General features: G+C 74.1%; 16 protein-coding genes. 11 read left to right on the top strand and 5 right to left on the bottom strand.

The features are described 5' to 3' along the window. Nucleotides 1–45 precede the first annotated feature (45 nt). Nucleotides 46–2,562, top strand: a complete 2,517-nt coding sequence (locus HUT06_RS13060; RefSeq protein WP_176195966.1) for a M14 family zinc carboxypeptidase — start codon at nucleotides 46–48, stop codon at nucleotides 2,560–2,562. A 49-nt stretch (nucleotides 2,563–2,611) separates the two neighbouring features. On the opposite strand, the gene HUT06_RS13055 is transcribed toward HUT06_RS13060, so the two are convergent. After that, a complete protein-coding gene (locus tag HUT06_RS13055; protein ID WP_176195965.1) occupies nucleotides 2,612–3,277 on the bottom strand; it encodes a hypothetical protein in 666 nt (221 codons plus the stop codon). A 100-nt stretch (nucleotides 3,278–3,377) separates the two neighbouring features. Here HUT06_RS13055 and HUT06_RS13050 point away from each other — a divergent pair, with 100 nt between their 5' ends. Together HUT06_RS13050 and HUT06_RS13045 are read left to right on the top strand one after the other, a co-directional pair. Continuing rightward, the gene (locus HUT06_RS13050) at nucleotides 3,378–4,448 is read left to right on the top strand and encodes a hypothetical protein (RefSeq protein ID WP_176195964.1); all 1,071 of its coding nucleotides are present in this window, start codon (nucleotides 3,378–3,380) and stop codon (nucleotides 4,446–4,448) included. Between the two features lie 215 nt (nucleotides 4,449–4,663). Next, a complete protein-coding gene (locus HUT06_RS13045; RefSeq protein WP_176195963.1) occupies nucleotides 4,664–5,494 on the top strand; it encodes an SAM-dependent methyltransferase in 831 nt (276 codons plus the stop codon). A gap of 31 nt (nucleotides 5,495–5,525) precedes the next feature. On the opposite strand, the gene HUT06_RS13040 is transcribed toward HUT06_RS13045, so the two are convergent. Further along, complete coding sequence (locus HUT06_RS13040) at nucleotides 5,526–6,095, bottom strand: TetR/AcrR family transcriptional regulator (protein ID WP_138638267.1); 570 nt, start codon at nucleotides 6,093–6,095, stop codon at nucleotides 5,526–5,528. A gap of 52 nt (nucleotides 6,096–6,147) precedes the next feature. Here HUT06_RS13040 and HUT06_RS13035 point away from each other — a divergent pair, with 52 nt between their 5' ends. Further along, a complete protein-coding gene (locus HUT06_RS13035) occupies nucleotides 6,148–7,497 on the top strand; it encodes an MFS transporter (protein ID WP_176195962.1) in 1,350 nt (449 codons plus the stop codon). Here HUT06_RS13035 and HUT06_RS13030 read toward each other — a convergent pair. Next, complete coding sequence (locus HUT06_RS13030) at nucleotides 7,478–8,065, bottom strand: HAD family phosphatase (protein WP_176195961.1); 588 nt, start codon at nucleotides 8,063–8,065, stop codon at nucleotides 7,478–7,480. The two genes, HUT06_RS13035 and HUT06_RS13030, sit on opposite strands and share 20 nt — an antisense overlap. Nucleotides 8,066–8,194: 129 nt before the next feature. Here HUT06_RS13030 and HUT06_RS13025 point away from each other — a divergent pair, with 129 nt between their 5' ends. Next, entirely contained in the window at nucleotides 8,195–8,863 is a 669-nt protein-coding gene (locus HUT06_RS13025; RefSeq protein ID WP_176195960.1) for a TetR/AcrR family transcriptional regulator, read from the top strand. A gap of 320 nt (nucleotides 8,864–9,183) precedes the next feature. Then, entirely contained in the window at nucleotides 9,184–9,414 is a 231-nt protein-coding gene (locus HUT06_RS13020; protein ID WP_176195959.1) for a hypothetical protein, read from the top strand. 153 nt (nucleotides 9,415–9,567) lie between these two features. Here HUT06_RS13020 and HUT06_RS13015 read toward each other — a convergent pair whose 3' ends face one another. Further along, entirely contained in the window at nucleotides 9,568–10,023 is a 456-nt protein-coding gene (locus HUT06_RS13015) for a flavodoxin family protein (protein WP_176195958.1), read from the bottom strand. Between the two features lie 173 nt (nucleotides 10,024–10,196). Here HUT06_RS13015 and HUT06_RS13010 point away from each other — a divergent pair, with 173 nt between their 5' ends. From HUT06_RS13010 to HUT06_RS12990, 5 genes are all read left to right on the top strand, one after another. Then, complete coding sequence (locus HUT06_RS13010; protein ID WP_176195957.1) at nucleotides 10,197–11,846, top strand: bifunctional lysylphosphatidylglycerol flippase/synthetase MprF; 1,650 nt, start codon at nucleotides 10,197–10,199, stop codon at nucleotides 11,844–11,846. A gap of 87 nt (nucleotides 11,847–11,933) precedes the next feature. After that, nucleotides 11,934–13,097: a serine hydrolase domain-containing protein gene (locus HUT06_RS13005; RefSeq protein WP_176195956.1), complete on the top strand. Its 1,164-nt coding sequence runs from the start codon at nucleotides 11,934–11,936 to the stop codon at nucleotides 13,095–13,097. A gap of 50 nt (nucleotides 13,098–13,147) precedes the next feature. Then, entirely contained in the window at nucleotides 13,148–13,846 is a 699-nt protein-coding gene (locus HUT06_RS13000; RefSeq protein ID WP_176195955.1) for an endonuclease V, read from the top strand. Between the two features lie 87 nt (nucleotides 13,847–13,933). Further along, nucleotides 13,934–14,509, top strand: a complete 576-nt coding sequence (locus HUT06_RS12995; RefSeq protein ID WP_217711296.1) for a TetR/AcrR family transcriptional regulator — start codon at nucleotides 13,934–13,936, stop codon at nucleotides 14,507–14,509. 76 nt (nucleotides 14,510–14,585) lie between these two features. Further along, entirely contained in the window at nucleotides 14,586–15,347 is a 762-nt protein-coding gene (locus HUT06_RS12990; RefSeq protein ID WP_176195954.1) for a glucose 1-dehydrogenase, read from the top strand. Between the two features lie 31 nt (nucleotides 15,348–15,378). Here HUT06_RS12990 and HUT06_RS12985 read toward each other — a convergent pair whose 3' ends face one another. Next, nucleotides 15,379–16,752 (bottom strand): amidase, encoded by a 1,374-nt coding sequence (locus HUT06_RS12985; protein ID WP_217711295.1) that lies wholly within the window; start codon nucleotides 16,750–16,752, stop codon nucleotides 15,379–15,381. Nucleotides 16,753–16,780: the final 28 nt, after the last annotated feature.

Here is a 16,780-nt window from a genome sequence, read left to right as displayed (position 1 = left end):
ATCTTGCCGTTGGTGCGGCCCGCACCCGGTGTCACGTTGTGGCTCATGAGAGCCCGAGAACTGGCGTTGCCCGTGGTCGTGGCGGCGTCCCTCGCAGTGCCCGCGGCGCTCGCGGCACCCGCGTCGGCACGGCCCGCCGCCCCCGCGGCGGCCTGTGACCCGACCCAGACCGCACCGGTCTACCGGGGCGGGGTCCCCGCTCCGGAGCAGGTCCTCGGCTTCGACCTCGGCGAGCGGCCGGTCAGCGCCGCCGAGTCCGACGCCTACCTGGAGGCGGTCGCCGCCAAGAGCGAGCGCGTCGTGTCCGGGACGCTCGCCACGTCCGCGCAGGGCCGCCCGCTCAAGTACGCGATCGCGGGACGTCCCGCGCTGCTGTCCAAGGCGGGGCTGGCCAAGGTGCGGCGGGAGGCCGCGCTGCTGCGCGACCCGCGCACCCCGGAGGCGCTCGCCGAGCGGATCACCAGGCGCGGCGTCCCGATCCTGTGGGTCAGCGGCAACGTCCACGGCGACGAGCCGAGCGGCACCGACGCGGCGCTGAAGGTGCTCCGCGACCTCGGCGACCGCACCGACTGCGCCGCCGCGTCGATCCTCGACAACGCGCTCGTCGTCGTCCTGCCCACGCAGAACCCGGACGGGCGCGAGCTGAACACGCGCCAGAACGCCTACGGGTTCGATATGAACCGCGACTGGTTCGCGCGCACCCAGCCGGAGACCGACGGCAAGCTGGCGATGCTGAACCAGTACCCGCCGGCCCTCTACATCGACGCGCACGAGATGGGCGGGACGTCGTACTTCTTCCCCCCGAACGCCGACCCGGTCTACCACGAGACGCCCGAGCAGGCCGTCGGCTGGATCAACGACCTGTACGGCGGGGCGATGGCCGCCGAGTTCACACGGCAGGGCATCGACTTCTTCAACCGCGACGTCTACGACCTCTTCTACCAGGGCTACGGGGACTCGGTCCCGACCAGCGCGTTCCACGCCGCCGGGATGACGTTCGAGAAGGGCGACGGCAGCCCCTACCCGGAGCGGGTGAAGGAGCAGTACCTCACCCAGTGGGTGACGTTGTCGGCCGCCGCCCGCAACCGGCACCGCGTCCTGACCGAGTGGCGCCAGATGACGGTGGACGCCTACGCGCAGGGCGGGGTCGGGAAGCTGGAGCCCAACCAGATCTACAACCCGCCGAACACGATCGACCGGCCGGTGCCCGACCGGAAGGTGCGGAGCTACTTCCTGCGGGACGACGACCCGGCCAAGCGGGCCGAGGTCCGGCTGGTCGTGCGGCGGCTACAGCGCATGGGCGTGCGGGTGAAGAAGCTCGTCCGGCCGCTGGCCGTCCCGGACTTCAAGGCCTACGGGCGCGCCGAGGCCAGGACGATGCTGCCCGCGGGCACGTACTGGATCTCGATGGCGCAGGGCCGGAAGCACTGGATCCAGGCCATGCTCAACGAGGACTCCTACACGCCGTTCCCGTACTTCTACGACGTGACGGCGTGGAGCCTGCCGCTGCTGGGCAACGTGGCCGGCGGGTCGTCCGGGGCCGTCCTGCGGCCGCGCGCCGTGCCGGTGCCGCCGCTGCCCGCGCCGCGTCCGGGCCATGAGGGGAAGGCGCCGAAGCTCGGCGTCCTGCAACTGTCGGCGACGTCGTCGTCCGCGCGCCAGTCGGCCGGCTGGCTGCGGCACCGCCTCGACCGCGACTGGAAGCTGCCGTTCACCCCGCTCACCCCGGCGGATGTGGCGGCGGGCGGGCTCGACGGCATCGAGGTCCTGGTCACGCCGGACGGCCCGGCGTCGTCCGCCTACACCGCGCTCGGCGACGCGGGCCGGGCCGCGCTCCAGCGGTGGACGCGCGACGGCGGCCGCTACATCGGCTGGCAGGGCGGGACGCAACTCGCCGCGCGGCTCGGCCTGACGACCGCGACGCTGGCCGAGCCGACGTCCGACATCCCCGGCACCCTGTTCCGGGTGAAGGTGGACCGGTCGAGCCCGCTGGCGAAGGGCGTCGGCCCGGCGGCGTGGAACTTCACGTCCTACGACCTGGTGATGAACGCCTCCAGCGGCGTCGCCGTGGCGTACCCGCCGGCGGACTCGCCCGACTGGTTCGTCTCCGGGTTCGAGCGCGGCGCGGCCGAGCTGGGCGGCACCGCGGCGGTCGTGGACCAGCCCGTCGGCGCGGGACGCTCCGTGCTGTTCGCGGCCGAGCCGAACTTCCGCGCGTTCAGCGACGGCACGGCCAAGCTGCTCTACAACGCGATCCTCGGCCCCGACCCGGCGGCGGCAGCGGCGCCGCAGGGCACGGCGAAGGCGGTGCGGGAGGCCGCCGAGCTGCCGTCCTACGAGTCGCCGATCCGCGTGTCGGTGAAGGCGGCCGACGCCGCGAAGACCGCGTCGGTGCTGCGGTCGCTCGGCGCGAAGTGGGCCGAGACCCGCGCCGGCGGGACGGTGCACTACGTGATCGACAACCCGCGGGGCCTGCCGGTCGACCACCACCCGTTCGCCGGGCGCCTGCCGTCCCTGATCCGCGCGGCGGGCATCGCCCCCGTCGCCGTCACCCTGCCCTGACCGGCGGCGCGGCGTGCCGGCGCGCCCGGCACGCCGCGCCCCAGGGGTGCTACTCGCGGACGATCCACGCGATCGCGGTCATCGTCCCCGGCGGGACCTCGGTGAACCCGCCGTCGCGCACCGCGATCGTCGCCCTCTTCACGCCGTCGCGCCACGGGACGTCCCGGACCAGCCGGACGGCCGCCCCCGCCTCCACCCACGCCGCCACGTCCCTGCGGCGGCCCTGGCGGAGCAGCAGCTGGGCGGCGTGCCCGCACTGCGCGGCGGCCTTGCCCGTCGTGATCGTCACGTCCGGGTTGAGGGCGATCGCCGCGTACGGCGGCTCCGGCGCCGGAGCCGGCTCGCCGTCCGCGAGGTCGAGGCCCGCGACCTGCAGCTTCGCCAGCTGCGGCGGGACGTCCGACACCGGGCCCGGCGGGAACGCCCGCACCTGGGCGCCCGCGTGCTCGACGGTGACGCCGGGCAGCGCCGCCGCCTCCGGCCAGCGCACGCCCCGCGCCCGCCGCGTCACCTTCCGTATCCGCCGGGACTCCCACTCGCGCACGGCGTCCCGCCATTCGCCCCCGACCGCGCGCGGGTCGGTGAGCAGCCGGACGACGGCGGTCGCCGCCGCCTCGCAGACCGCGCCATGCCCCGGCGGATCGGCCTTCTCGGCCCGTACCACCAACTGCATCGCCCAGGGCGGATCATCGAGGGGGTCGTAGTCAGGTCGCACCCGTGGAGTATTCCAAACCCGATCCGGCTTTCCCTGGTCGGATGTGGGTAATGCAACTCTTACCGTCCCCCGGACGTCGTTCAGGTACGGGAGGTCGCCGGTGACCAGTGGCTCGTGGAGTGATTCCATACCGGGTATCGGGACGTACTTCGTCGGCATCGACGTCGCCCCCGGCCGCTACAGATGCGACGACGGCAAGGGCGGCTGGTGGGTCCGGTTCACCGGGCCCGGCGGGGGCGACCCCGTCGGCTCGTGGCCGCTGCCCGCCGGGCCGACCGAGATCGAGATCGCGCGGACCGACTTCGCGTTCGAGACGCACGTCTCCACGGTCTGGCGCCGCGTGGCGCCGCCGCGCGCCCCCGAGGACGGCTCCCCCGCCGAGCCGCGCCCGGTGGCCGACCCGACGCTGCGCGCCGAGCTCGACACGATCGTCGGCCGCCGCCGCCCGCTGCTGTGGCTGGCGCCGCTGACCGTGCTCGCCCTCGGCCTGCTCGGCTCGCCGCTGCTCGGCTCGCTGTGGCTGATCGGCCTCGGCATGCTCGCGGTGCTGGTCGCGCTCGGCACCCCGTCGGTGTCGCTGGACCTGCGCCGCGCCCGCGAGCTGGAGCGGCGCCGCGACCGCTACCTCACCCCCGAGGACCTCGACGGCGACGGCCGCGCGCTGCTGGGCCGCGTCCAGGGGGCGATCGACGCCGTCCGCGACTCCGCGGTGAACCGCGAGGGCCTGCTGGACGCCGTGGACAACGCGGTCACCCTGCCCCGGCAGGAGTGGGAGATCGCCCAGGTCCTCGCCAAGCAGTCGAGGCTGCGCGCCGACCACGCCGAGATGGCCGGGGAGACCACGCTGCCCGAGGTGGAGGCGGCGCTCCGCCCGCTGCGCGAGAAGCTGGACATCTCCGTCAAGGCGGTGACCCGCCGGGTGGAGGCGCTCGAACGCTACGCCGAGCGCGCCAGGGCGGCGGACGAGGTGCTGCGCGCCCAGCGGCACCTGGAGACGATCGCCGAGAAGGCCCACGAGTACGACGAGCTGCTGGCCGCGACCGTCCGCGACGACCTGGCCCTCCCCGCGATCGAGCGCCTCACCGAGCAGGGCGACGAGCTCCTGCGCACGCTCCGCGACCGCCTCACCAAGGCCGCCGAGGCCGCCACCGAACTCCCGCCCCCGCACTGACCGCCCCGCACTGGCCGCCGCCTCGGGACCGTCCCCTCTTCGGACGGTCCCCTCTTCGGACGGTCCCGCTCGTTTCTTTCGGAAATCCCATTCTCCGCGTCGTGCTTATACAGGCGACAGATATGAGCGGCGCTCGTTTTCCAATGACAGCCATACCGACAATGGGTCTAAGGTGATGTGCGGAAGTTCGCGGACGTCAGCGGGAAGGCCTCACAATGGACGACGGCGCCGGCCGCCCGAGCCCTGTCATCGACAAGACGCGGCCGCATCAGGCGCGGTTGTGGAACCACTGGCTCGGCGGCAAGGACACCTACCCGGTGGACCGCGAGATCGGCGACCGGATCGCGGCGGTGTATCCGGAGATCGCGGACGTGGCGCGGCAGTCGCGGGCGCTGCTGGTCCGCATGGTGCATTTCATGACCGGCCTCGGCGTTCGGCAGTTCCTCGATATCGGCACGGGGCTGCCCGCCGTCGACAACACCCACGAAGTGGCGCAGCGCGACGTCCCGGAGGCGCGCGTGGTGTACGTCGACAACGACCCGCTGGTCGTGGCGCACGCGCGGGCGCTGCTGAAGAGCGTCCCGGCCGGCGCGTGCTCCTACATCGAGGCCGACATCCGCGAGCCCGAGGAGATCGTCCGGGCGGCCGGTGACGTCCTCGACTTCCGCGAGCCGGTCGGGCTGCTGCTGCTCGGCATCGTCGGCAACATCGCCGACGAGGACGACCCGCCGGGGATCGTCCGGCGGCTGGTGGACGCGCTGCCGTCCGGCAGCCTCGTGGCGATCAACGACGGGACGAACGTCCTCGGCCTGGACGAGTGGACGCCCGCCGAGGCCACGGCCCGGGGCGAGGCGCTCCGGCTGTGCGCGGAGGCGGGCACCGTGCCGTACCACGCGCGGACGCCGGAGTACATCGAGGCGCTGTTCGAGGGCCTGGAGCTGCTGGAGCCGGGCGTCGTGTCGACGCCGCTGTGGCGGCCCGACTTCCCGCAGGCCGGCGCGCCCCGGCCGATCGACTCCTTCGGCGGCGTCGCCCGCAAGCCCTAGCCGCGCCCGCGGGCGCTGGCCGCGCGCCGTCCTAGAAGATCTCGTCCAGGTGGTGGCGGAGGACGCGCATCGCGGACTCGGGGCTCCGCCGCCCCGCCAGGACGCTGGTGCCGAGGCCGTGGGCGAGCGCGAGCACCCGCGCCGCCTCCATGGCCGGGTCCTCGCATGTGCCGGCGAGGATCCGCGCGAGGCGTTCCTCCAGGCGGTCGGGGCCGTCCACGAAGGGCTGCTCCGCGAGCGACGGCTCGGTCTGCGCGAGCACGGCGTAGGACGTCCAGACCTGGTGGAACAGGCGGCTCTCCTGGTCGGTCGGCAGCGCCTCGGCGAGCAGCGCCTCGACGGTCTCGCGCGGTGACGGGTCGTCCAGGCCGGCAAGGCGGGCCGCCCAGCGTTCGTGGCTCTGCCGTTCGAGCCGCTCCAGCGCCGCGTTCATGAGCCGCGCCTTGGTCTCGAAGTAGTACTGGACGAGCCGCAGCGAGACCCCGGCCTCGGCCGCGACCGAGCGCATGGTGACGGCGTGCAGGCCGTCGCGCCCGGCGACGCGGACGAGCCCCTCGATGATCTGCGTGCGGCGGGCGTCGTGGTCGGCGGTCCTCGGCATGCCCTTATGATACCGATGTATCATAATGATACGTCCGTACCAGAGGAGCCTCATGACGCCGCGGCAGCGAGCCGTGCTCGCCCTGGCGTGCGCCGCCCAGTTCATGGTCGTGCTGGACGTGTCGGTGGTGAACGTCGCGCTGCCGTCCATCCAGGCGGACCTGCGCTTCGCGCCCGCCGACCTCCAGTGGGTCGTCAACGCCTACGCCCTCCCCTTCGCCGGGCTGCTGCTCCTCGGCGGCCGGCTCGCCGACGTCCACGGGCTGCGCCGCGTGTTCGTCGCGGGGCTGGCCCTGTTCACGCTGGCGAGCCTGGCCGGCGGGCTCGCCGCCGGGCCGGGCCCGCTCGTCGCGGCGCGCGCCTTCCAGGGCGTCGGCGCCGCCCTCCTGGCCCCCGCGACGCTGACCGTCCTCACCACGGCGTTCGACGAGGGCGTCCGGCCCCGCGCGCTCGCCGCCTGGACGGCCGTCGGCCTCGCGGGCGGGACGGCCGGCAACCTCGTCGGCGGAGTCCTCACCGACGCGCTGTCGTGGCGCTGGATCCTGCTCGTCAACGTCCCGATCGGCGTCCTCGCGCTGCTCGCCGCGCGGCTGATCGGGAACGCGAAGGGCGAGCGGCGGCGGCTGGACGTGCCGGGCGCCGTGCTGGCCACCGCGGGCGCCGCGTCCCTCACCTGCGGCGTCACACGCGGTTGGAGCCCCGTCGCGCTGGCCGCCGGGGCCGCCGCGCTGGCGGCGTTCGCGATCCGGCAGTCGCGGGCCCGGACGCCGCTGCTGCCGCTCGGGCTGCTGCGGCTCCGCGCGGTCGCGGCCGGGAACGCGGCGATGCTGCTCGCCGGGGCGTGCCTGAATCCGATGTGGTACTTCCTGGCGCTGTCGATGCAGGACGTCCTGCACCTGAGCGCCCTGGAGACGGGGCTCGGCTTCCTCCCGCACACGCTGCTGACCATGGCCGTCGCGCTGCGCGTCACGCCCCGCCTGATGGGGCGGGTGTCCGACCGCGCGCTGATCGCGGCCGGGTCGCTGATCGCCGCCGCCGGGTTCCTGTGGCAGAGCCTGCTCTCCCTCGGCGGCACCTACCTGACGGACGTCCTCGGCCCGGCGGTCCTCATCTCGGTGGGCGGCGGGCTGCTCAACACCCCGATCACCAACGCCGTCACGGCGGGCGTCCCGCGCGAGGACGCCGGCGCCGCGTCCGGCCTGATGAACACGACGAAGCAGGCGGGCGCCGCGCTGGGCCTCGCCGTGCTGGTCGCCGTGACCTCCGACTACGCCGACGCGTTCGCGGTGATGGCGGGCCTCCTGGTGGCGACGGCCGCGGTCGCGGGCGCCCTGCCCGGACGTCCCCAGGCTGCAGGCGAGGTCGCGGGCCCGGCGCGGCGCGTCAGCCGGCCAGAGCCCTGACCTGGTCGGGGCCGCTGAAGACCTCGGCGCGCATGCCGGCCTCGCGGGCGGCGCGGACGTTGCGCTCGGTGTCGTCGAAGAACAGGACGTCGCCGGGCTTGACGCCGAGGCGCTCGGCGCAGATCTCGTAGGCGCGCGGATCGGGCTTGGCGACGCCGATACGGCAGGAGTAGACGAGCGCGTCGAAGCGGTCGAGCAGCGCGCCGTGCCGCGCCTCGAAGCGCGGCACCAGGTCGCCGATGATGTTGGAGAGCAGGCCGAGCGTGCGGCCCGCGTCGGCCAGTTCGCCGACGAGCGCCACCATCGCGTCGTCGACGTCCGTCCAGCTGTCGAGGTCGGCCTCGATGAGCGCGGGGACGTCGGGGAACGACACGCCGAGCCGCGCCGCGACCTCGGCCCAGTACGCCGCGCTCTCCTGCCCGGCGTCGTAGGCCGGACGGCAGCCCCAGTAGGCGTCCCAGAACGCGGCGCCGGGCACTCCGGCGATCCCCTCGATCCGCCGGACCGCCTCGGGGGTCTGGGTGCGGGCGATCACTCCGTACAGGTCGAACACGATCACATCGGCCATGGGCCCGAGCCTATGCGGCGCGCCGCGGATCCCGCGCCCGGCAGACGTAGCAAGCGCTTGGTATAGGCCGTAACCTGGGGCGGCGGCGCAATCGAGCAAGCGGTTGGGCGGGCACGGCATAATGAGAGGGTGACGACCACGAGCGCTAAGTCCGGACGATCCCGAACCCGTGCCACGGGCGAGGGCGGTTCCCGCCGCCGTGGCAGGGGCTCGCCCGCCTTGGCGTCGGAACGGCGCGAGCACCTCGTCAGACTCGCCGCCGAACTCTTCGCGGAGAAGGGCTTCCAGGCCACCACCGTCCGCAACATCGCCGACGAGGCGGGCATCCTGTCCGGCAGCCTCTACCACCACTTCGACTCCAAGGAGTCGATCGTGGACGAGATCCTGTCCGGCTTCTTCGACGAGATCATGGCCTCCTACCAGTCGGTGATCGCGGAGGGCCGCAACCCGCGCGACACCATCGCCGGGCTCGTCCGCGTCGCGTTCGGCACGCTGGAGCCGCACCGCGCCGCCATCACGGTGATGCAGAACGACTGGAACTACCTCAAGGGCATGGACCGGTTCGCCTACCTGATCAAGTCCGAGGACGAGGTCGAGAAGATGTGGGTGGACACGCTCCAGGCCGGCCAGGCGGAGGGGCTGTTCCGGCACGACCTCGACCCGAAGCTCACCTACCGGATGATCCGCGACACCGTGTGGGTCGCGGTCCGCTGGTTCCGGCCGGGCGGCCGCCTGAACGCCCAGGGCCTGGCGGAGCACTACCTCAAGGTGATGTTCGACGGCATCAACCTGCACTAGACGGCTCGCGCCGGGGTACGCCGCGTCCACGCGCGTCCAGGGTTGGCGGACGGGCGCCGGCGGCCGCTGACGGCTGCCATCGGACGGGCGTCCCATCGTGCCGTCTTCGCCCGTCATCGTACGGTTCCGCCCCGGTCGCGCGACCGGCGATGCCGCTCGGTTCTCCCCCGAATACATCCGTTGGAGCACATCCGGCGCGGTATCCCACTGTGAGAGGGCGCCAACCCCCATAGTGTGCTTAGTCACAAATTGCCGAGTAGGGGTGACGCATTGGTCCGTGGGGACGCTGTTACTGGAGACATCTACGGGGGGAGGGCGGCATGACGGCTCAACGGGGCGCCGCGGGTCGCGACGAGCCCACGCCCGCGGCCATGCGCGCCGCCACCGCGCGCGGCCTCCAGGAGCAGTTTCCGGGAGTGCGCGTCTGGTTCGGCGAGGCGACCGGGTCGTGGTGGGCGATGGTTCCGCTGCGTGACGGGCCGCGGCTGCTGGAGGCGGCGACGCCGCAGCAGTTGCGCGACGAGATCATGAATCTGCGGCACCGGGGCTGACCGCGTATGCCGCCCGCCGGGAACGGGGCGCGATCCGTTCCCAGCGGGCGTCTCTGCTGAAACTAACCCGAAAACCATTCGGGCACAAGCGCTTGCTCGGTTTTACTCTCCGTCACGGTCCGTACCCCGGCCGGCCGCCGGCGCGGGGACCGCTCAGACGCCGCCGAGTTCCGCCGCCGTGATCGCGCCGAGCTCCCAGCACGCCTCCAGGTCGGCCTTGCCCGGCTCGCCCGTCACCACGACCGGCGGCTGGACGGCCTTCCAGCGCAGCCCGGTGGTGATGGAGTCGAGCGCCCGCAGGGCGCCGGTCGCGTCGTTGTTGCCGTGCAGGTAGGCCCCGAAGGGGCGGCGGACGGTCTCCTCCAGGCACGGGTAGTAGACCTGGTCGAAGAAGTGCTTGAGCGCCCCGGAGAGGTAGCCGAGGTTGACCGGCGTGCCGAGCAGGTAGCCGTCCGCCTCCAGGACGTCCACGGCGGACGCCGTCAGCGCCGGGCGGGACACGACCTCCACGCCCTCGACCTCGTCGGTGGACGCCCCGGCGCGCACCGCCTCGTACATCGCCTGGACGGACGGTGACGGCGTGTGATGGACGAGCAGCAACCTCTTCATCACCGCGAGCCTATAGACGCGTGCGCCTGGCGGACCGCCTCCCACCCCGGGGAAGACCGGCCGTTCCGGGGCGGCATCGCGGGCCGTAGTCTGCGCATGAGGGATGAAGAACGTCCGGCCAGGGGAATGAGTTCCAAAGGATCTTGGTTGGGGGCTCAGCGGAGGTGTCCTTCGTGGAACCAGGGAAATCGGCCGTGCCCGCGTCGGGCCGGCCCGTCTGGCCGCTCGCGGCGGCCGCGGCGCTCGTCGCCGTGCTCATCGCGGTGCCGGCGCTGCACGGCACGCCGGGGTGGCTCGGCCGGCTGTCCCGGATCGTCACCGGCAGCCCCCTCGCCCCCGCGCACGCCATCGTGATCGCGCTCGCGCTCGCCCTCGTCGCCCGCGGCGTCCTGCTGCGGCGCCGCGCCGCCTGGTACGGCCTCGCGGTGCTGGTCGCCCTCGGCCTGCTCGCCGTCGTCACCGGCGAGGACCCGCTGTGGCGGCTGCCGCTGCTCGGCGCCGTCCTCGGCGCGCTGTGGCTGGAGCGCGACCGGTTCCCGGTGCGCCCGCACCAGGAGCGCGTCCGCACCGCGGTGAAGACGGGCGCGTTCCTGGTGGCCGCCGCGATCGCCGGCTCGCTGCTGTTCGGCGGCGTGTCGGTCCGGTCGGTCGGCGCCGTCGCCGCCGGGCTCGGCGCCACCGGCGCGCCGCTGGACGGCGCGTCCTGGCTGCCCGGCGTGCTCGGCCTCGCGGGCGCCGCCGGGCTGCTCGTCCTGGTCACCACGCTGCTCGCGGCCGACCCCGCGCCGCCGCCCGGCGACGAGGGCGAGCGCCGCCGCGTCGCGGGCCTGGTCGCGCACCCCGGGTCGGACACGCTGGCCCCGTTCGCGCTGCGCCGCGACAAGGCGTACGTGTTCAGCGCGGACGGCCGGGCCGCGATCGGCTACCGCGTCCTGTTCGGCGTCGCGGTGGCGGGCGGCGATCCGGTCGGCGACCCCGCCGCGCACGGCGACGCCGTCCGCGCGTTCCTCGCGATGTGCCGGACGACGGGCTGGCGCCCGGCCGTCCTCGGCGCGAGCGACGACCTGCTGCCCGCCTGGGGGCCGTGCCGCACGATCGGTTTCGGCGACGAGGTCGTCGTCCGGCCCGCGGAGTTCACGCTGGCGGGGCGGCGGATGCGCAACGTCCGGCAGGCGGTGAAGCGCACCGGGAACGCCGGCGTCACGTCCCAGATCCTTCCGGAGCGGGAGCTGGCGCCCGCGCTGCGCGAGCGGCTGCTGGACGTCGCGTCCCGGTCCCTCGGCGGCGCGGCCGAGCGCGGGTTCTCCATGAACCTCGACGAGTTGCTCACCGGCTACCACCCGGGCGCCGTCGTCGCGATCGCCTACGGCGAGGACAAGGAGCCCATCGCCTTCCAGCGCTACGTCGCCGCCGGTCAGGGCATCAGCCTGGACGCGATGCGCCGCAGCCCCGGCGGCCCGAACGGCGTCAACGAGCGCCTCATCGTCGAGATGATCGAGTACGCGGCCGAGCGCGGCCACGGCGTCGTCTCGCTGAACTTCGCGGCGTTCCGGGAGCTGCTCGACCACGACGAGCGCGGCCTGCTGGAGAAGGCCGGATACCAGGCCCTGCACCTGCTGGACCCGTGGATCGCCGTCGAGTCGCTGTACCTGTTCAACAAGAAGTTCCGGCCGTCCTACAAGCCGCGCAACGTCGCGTTCCGCTCGTGGTTCGACATCGTCCAGCTGGCCGCCGCGCTGCTCACGCTGGAGTTCGGCCGCACCGGCACGGCGCGTCCGGCCGCGGAGCCCCTGACCCAGCCCGTGCACCACCTCGGCCGCTGACCCCTGCCGGGTCCCGGCTCGGGTGCGGGCTCGGCGGGGAATCCTAGAACGTGATTCTATGGAGCCCCCGTGGGAGAGGACAGCGGCATGAGCACTGTGGTGCAGGGGCACTGCGATCCGGCGTTCGCCGGCGTGCGGGAGGTGTTCGAGCGGAACTTCGCCGAGGGGCGCGAGCTCGGCGCCGCCGTCGCCGTGTACGCGGGCGACCGCAAGGTCGTCGACCTGTGGGGCGGCACCGCCGACCGCCGCACCGGCCGCGCGTGGCTGCCGGACACCCCCTGCTTCGGCTTCTCCTGCACCAAGGCGGTCACGGCCACCGCCGCGATGCTGCTCGCCGAGCGCGGCGCCTACGACATGGACGGCCCGGTCACGGACTGGTGGCCGGAGTTCGGCGCCGCGGGCAAGGACGGCGCGACCGCCGCGCACCTGCTGTCGCACCAGGTGGGGCTGCCCGCGTTCGCGCGTCCGGTGTCCGCCGAGGAGGCCGCGGACCCCGCCGCGCTCGCCTCGCTTCTGGCCGCGCAGGAGCCGGAGTGGAAGCCTGGCTCGGCGCACGGCTACCACGCGCTGACCTACGGCTGGCTGGCCGGCGAGATCGTCCGGCGGCACGGCGGGCGGACGGTCGGCGCGTTCGTCAAGGACGAGTTCGCCGGCGGCCTCGACCTGTGGATCGGCGCCCCGGACGGGGTGATCGAGCGCGCCGCGAAGATGTCGGCCGGACGGCGCGGCGCCGCCGACACGCCGCGGACCTCCGACCGCGGGCTGCTGACCCGGCTCGCCGCCGCGTACACCGACCCGGACAGCGCGATGAACCGGTCGCTCGGCAACCCGAGCCCCGGCAAGGGCGGCTTCAACAACCCCGTCGTGCTGCGCGCGGGCTGGCCGTCCGCCGGGATGCTCGCCACCGCGCCCGCGTTCGCCGCGTTCTACCGCGACCTCGCGGCGGGCCGGATCCTGCGCCCGGACACACTGCGCGAGGCGATGCGCCCACGTGTCAGCGGCCCGGACCGGACGCTGCTCATCGACAGCGCGTTCGGGCTCGGCTTCATGCGCCCGGCCCAGACGTACTACGTCCCGAAGGCGGCGCGGGCGACGGCGTTCGGGCACACCGGCGCGGGCGGGTCCATCGGCCTCGGCGACCCGGACGCCGGGCTCGCGCTCGCCTACCTGCCGAACCTGATGGGCGACCAGGCGACCGGCGACCTGCGCGCCTTCCGGCTGACCGAGGCGGCGTACGCGTCCCTGTCCTGAAGGCGCGCCGTCCTGCGGCCGCGCTCTTCGCGGGCGGTAGCGTCCCGGGCATGGTGGTACGCGAACTGCACGACTGGCCGGCCACGGCCGCGGAGGCCGAGGCGATCCAGGACCGGCTGCGCCCGCTGCTGGAACTGGACGTCCCCGGCCCGGCCGCGCCGCGCACGGTCGCGGGGCTGGACGTCTCCTACGCGGGCGACGGCGGCGGCACCGGGACGCGGCTGGCCGCCGCCGCGGTCGTCCTGGACGGCACCACGCTGGAGGTGCTGGAGGAGTCGGTGGCCGTCGGCACGGCCGCGTTCCCCTACGTCCCGGGCCTGTTCGCGTTCCGCGAGCTGCCGACCCTGCTGGAGGCGCTGCGCGGCCTCACCACCACGCCCGACCTGCTCGTCTGCGACGGGTTCGGGATCGCGCACCCCCGCCGGTTCGGGCTCGCCTGCCACCTCGGCGTCCTGACCGGGCTGCCGTCCATCGGCGTCGGCAAGACCGCCTTCATCGGCGCCTACGAGCAGCCGGGCGCGCGGCGCGGCGACACCAGCCCGCTGGTGGACGGCGGCGAGGTCGTGGGGCGGGTGCTGCGCACGCGGGACGGCGTGAAGCCGGTGTTCGTGTCCGTCGGGCACCGCGTCGACCTCGACACGGCGTGCCGCGTCGTGCTGGCCCTCACCCCCGAGTTCCGGCTGCCGGAGACCACCCGCCGGGCCGACCGGCTGTCCCGGGACGCGCTGGCCGGGCGCGGCGACGGGTAGCGCGTCCGCCCTGGAAGATGGCAGGCTCGTCCCCAACGCAAGGCGGTGACCACCGCAGGTCGTCCGCCAGACCGCTGGACGGTGCCCATGGACACCCGCCCGATGCGGGCCGACGCCCGCCGCAACTACGAGCGACTGATCACGACCGCCCGGACCGCGTTCACCGAGCACGGCACGGGCGCCTCCCTCGACGACATCGCCAAGCGCGCGGGCGTCGGTTCCGGGACGCTGTACCGGCACTTCCCGACCCGCGACGCGCTGCTGCACGCCGTCCTGCGGGAGCGGATCGACGGGCTCCTCGCGCACGCCGACGAACTGCTCGCCGACCCCGATCCGGGCGGCGCCGAGGCCGCCCTCGACCGCTGGCTGCGCAGCTACCTCGCGGGCGCGGCGACCCCGCGCGGCACCGCCACGGTGATCATCGAGGCGATGTCGGCGGAGTGGGCCGACACCGGCCTCGGCGCCGCCGCGGCCTCGATCTGCGACGCGCTCGGCCGACTGCTGGCGCGGGCGCAGCGGGCGGGGGCCCTCCGCGCCGAGATCGACCCGCGCGACCTGCTCCGGCTCACCAACGCGATCGGGGTGGCGTCCGAGCGCACCCCCGACCCGGCCGCCTACGCCGACCGGATGCTGACCCTGCTGTTCACCGGGCTGCGCGCCTGACGTCCGGGGCCGCCTTGTTCAGTTGACCAAGCGTTCGCTAGGTTAGCCGCAGGCTTACGGGCGACGAGGAGCGTTGATGGGTCAGCTGGACGGCAAGGTGGCGCTGATCACCGGTGGTGCGCGCGGGATGGGCAAGTCGCACGTCCGCCGGTTCCTGGACGAGGGGGCCAAGGTCGTGTTCGGCGACGTCTTGGAGGAGGAGGGCGCCAAGCTCGCCGCCGACCTCGGCGACGCCGCCCGCTTCGTCCGGATGGACGTCACCTCGCCGGACGACTGGCAGACCGCCGTCGAGACCGCGACGTCCGCGTTCGGCGCGCTGAACGTCCTGGTCAACAACGCCGGGATCATCCGGCACAAGAGCATCGAGGACATGGGCCTCGACGAGTTCCGCCGGATCCTCGACGTGAACCTGGTCGGCCAGTGGCTCGGCGTGAAGTCGGTGACCGCGCCGATGCGCGACGCCGGCGGCGGCTCGATCGTCAACGTGTCGTCCACCGAGGGGTTCATCGGCGCGTCCGGCCTCGCCGCCTACAGCGCCAGCAAGTTCGGCGTCCGCGGCCTCACCAAGTCCGCCGCGCGCGAGCTCGGCAAGTACGGCATCCGGGTGAACTCGATCCACCCCGGCGGCGTCGTCACCCCGCTGTTCATGCAGGACGACATCATCGCGGCCAAGGCCGACAGCGCCGACGCGTTCCTGAACTCCCTCCCCCTCGGCCGCATGGCCAAGTCCAAGGAGGTCTCGGGCCTGGTCGTCTACCTGGCCTCGGACGACTCGTCCTACTGCACCGGCAGCGAGGTCCTGGTCGACGGCGGCATGCTGACGGGCGCGGGCTACTGAGGGCGGGCCGCCCCGGAGCGGCCCGCCTCGCCTACGGACGCCGCTCGCCCCACCCCTCGACGGCCTCCAGCTGCGCCGCCAGCGAGATGAGCGTGGCCTCGTCGGAGTCGTGCCCGAGGAGCTGCGCCCCGATCGGCAGGCCGCGCTTGGTGAACCCGGCCGGGACGTTCACTCCCGGCCACCCGAGCACGTTCCACGTCCACGCGTAAGGGCAGGCCGCCGCGACCCCCGACTGCGTCTTCTGATAGCCGGCCCCGTCGAACGCCCCCACCCGCAGCGGCGGCTGCGCCGTGGTGGGCGTCAGCACCACGTCGGCGATCTGGAAGATGCGGCCGACCTTGCGCCGCAGGTAGGGGTCCATCCGCTTCGCCAGCGGCAGCAGCCGCTTCCCGACGACGCGTCCGATGCGCGCCTCGACCTCCGTCCGGGGCTCGGGCCGCGGATTCGGCAGCGAGTCCAGCCAGTCGGCGACGCCGGCCGTCCCGCGCGGGATGAGACCGAGGCCGACCAGCCCGTAGTCGGGATCGGCCGGGAACACCTTGTGCCCGAGATCGGTCAGCCTCCTGGCCAGCCGCTCGACCGCCGCCCGGATCTCCGGGTCGAGCTTGCCGCTGACCCCGAACGCCGTGCGGAAGGAAACGGCGATCCTGAGCCGCCCGGGTTCCCGCCGCGCGGCCTCCACGAAGGGCGTCGTCGGCGGATCGACCTGGTAGACGTCGTCCGGATGGCTCCCGCTCAGCACGTCGAGCATCAGGGCGGCGTCCTCGACGCTGCGCGCCAGCGGCCCCCACACGGTGATGCCGTTGAACGGATCGGTCTGCGGGTACCCCGAGACCCTCCCCCGCTGCGGCTTGATGCCGACGAGCCCCGTCCACGCCGCTGGAATGCGGATCGACCCGGCCCCGTCCGACCCGACCGCCGCCGCGACCATCCCCGCCGCCACGGCCGCGGCCGAGCCCCCCGACGACCCGCCCGGCGTGTAGTCGGGATTCCACGGATTGCGCGCGCACCCGTACTCGGGCGACTCGCTGAACGGCCACAGCCCCAGCTCGCACGTCGTGGTCTTCCCGACGATGACGGCCCCGGCCGCCCGCAGCCGCTTCACGACCTCCGCGTCCCGCGCCGCGGGACGGTGGTCCCCCGCGACCGCGAACGGCGTGGTCTCCCCCGCCAGATCGGTGTCGTCCTTGATGGCCACGGGCACCCCGAGCAGCGGCAGCCGCTCCCCGTCCGCGAGCCGCTTGTCGGCCGCCAGCGCCTCCTGCGCCGCGGCCGCCGCCCGCACCACCCGGAAGGCCCCGAGCGACTCCTCGCGCCCGATGCGCTCCAGGCTCTCCTCGACCAGCTCGCTGGACGAGACGTCCCCCCGCGCCAGCGCCGCCGCCTGCCCCGCCAACCCCAACACGCGACCTCCCGGTATCGTTCGTTCGAAC

It is taken from the genome of Actinomadura sp. NAK00032, assembly GCF_013364275.1.
GTDB lineage: Bacteria > Actinomycetota > Actinomycetes > Streptosporangiales > Streptosporangiaceae > Spirillospora.
This window is presented reverse-complemented; position numbering and strand designations above follow the sequence as displayed.

What these genes read in the sequence shown, in the direction of transcription:
- HUT06_RS13060 (WP_176195966.1), top strand. Translation starts at nt 46, where the DNA reads ATGAGAGCCCGAGAACTGGCGTTGCCCGTGGTCGTGGCGGCGTCCCTC.
- HUT06_RS13045 (WP_176195963.1), top strand. Translation starts at nt 4,664, where the DNA reads ATGGACGACGGCGCCGGCCGCCCGAGCCCTGTCATCGACAAGACGCGG.
- HUT06_RS13040 (WP_138638267.1), bottom strand. Translation starts at nt 6,095, where the DNA reads ATGCCGAGGACCGCCGACCACGACGCCCGCCGCACGCAGATCATCGAG.
- HUT06_RS13035 (WP_176195962.1), top strand. Translation starts at nt 6,148, where the DNA reads ATGACGCCGCGGCAGCGAGCCGTGCTCGCCCTGGCGTGCGCCGCCCAG.
- HUT06_RS13030 (WP_176195961.1), bottom strand. Translation starts at nt 8,065, where the DNA reads ATGGCCGATGTGATCGTGTTCGACCTGTACGGAGTGATCGCCCGCACC.
- HUT06_RS13020 (WP_176195959.1), top strand. Translation starts at nt 9,184, where the DNA reads ATGACGGCTCAACGGGGCGCCGCGGGTCGCGACGAGCCCACGCCCGCG.
- HUT06_RS13015 (WP_176195958.1), bottom strand. Translation starts at nt 10,023, where the DNA reads ATGAAGAGGTTGCTGCTCGTCCATCACACGCCGTCACCGTCCGTCCAG.
- HUT06_RS13005 (WP_176195956.1), top strand. Translation starts at nt 11,934, where the DNA reads ATGAGCACTGTGGTGCAGGGGCACTGCGATCCGGCGTTCGCCGGCGTG.
- HUT06_RS13000 (WP_176195955.1), top strand. Translation starts at nt 13,148, where the DNA reads ATGGTGGTACGCGAACTGCACGACTGGCCGGCCACGGCCGCGGAGGCC.
- HUT06_RS12995 (WP_217711296.1), top strand. Translation starts at nt 13,934, where the DNA reads ATGGACACCCGCCCGATGCGGGCCGACGCCCGCCGCAACTACGAGCGA.
- HUT06_RS12990 (WP_176195954.1), top strand. Translation starts at nt 14,586, where the DNA reads ATGGGTCAGCTGGACGGCAAGGTGGCGCTGATCACCGGTGGTGCGCGC.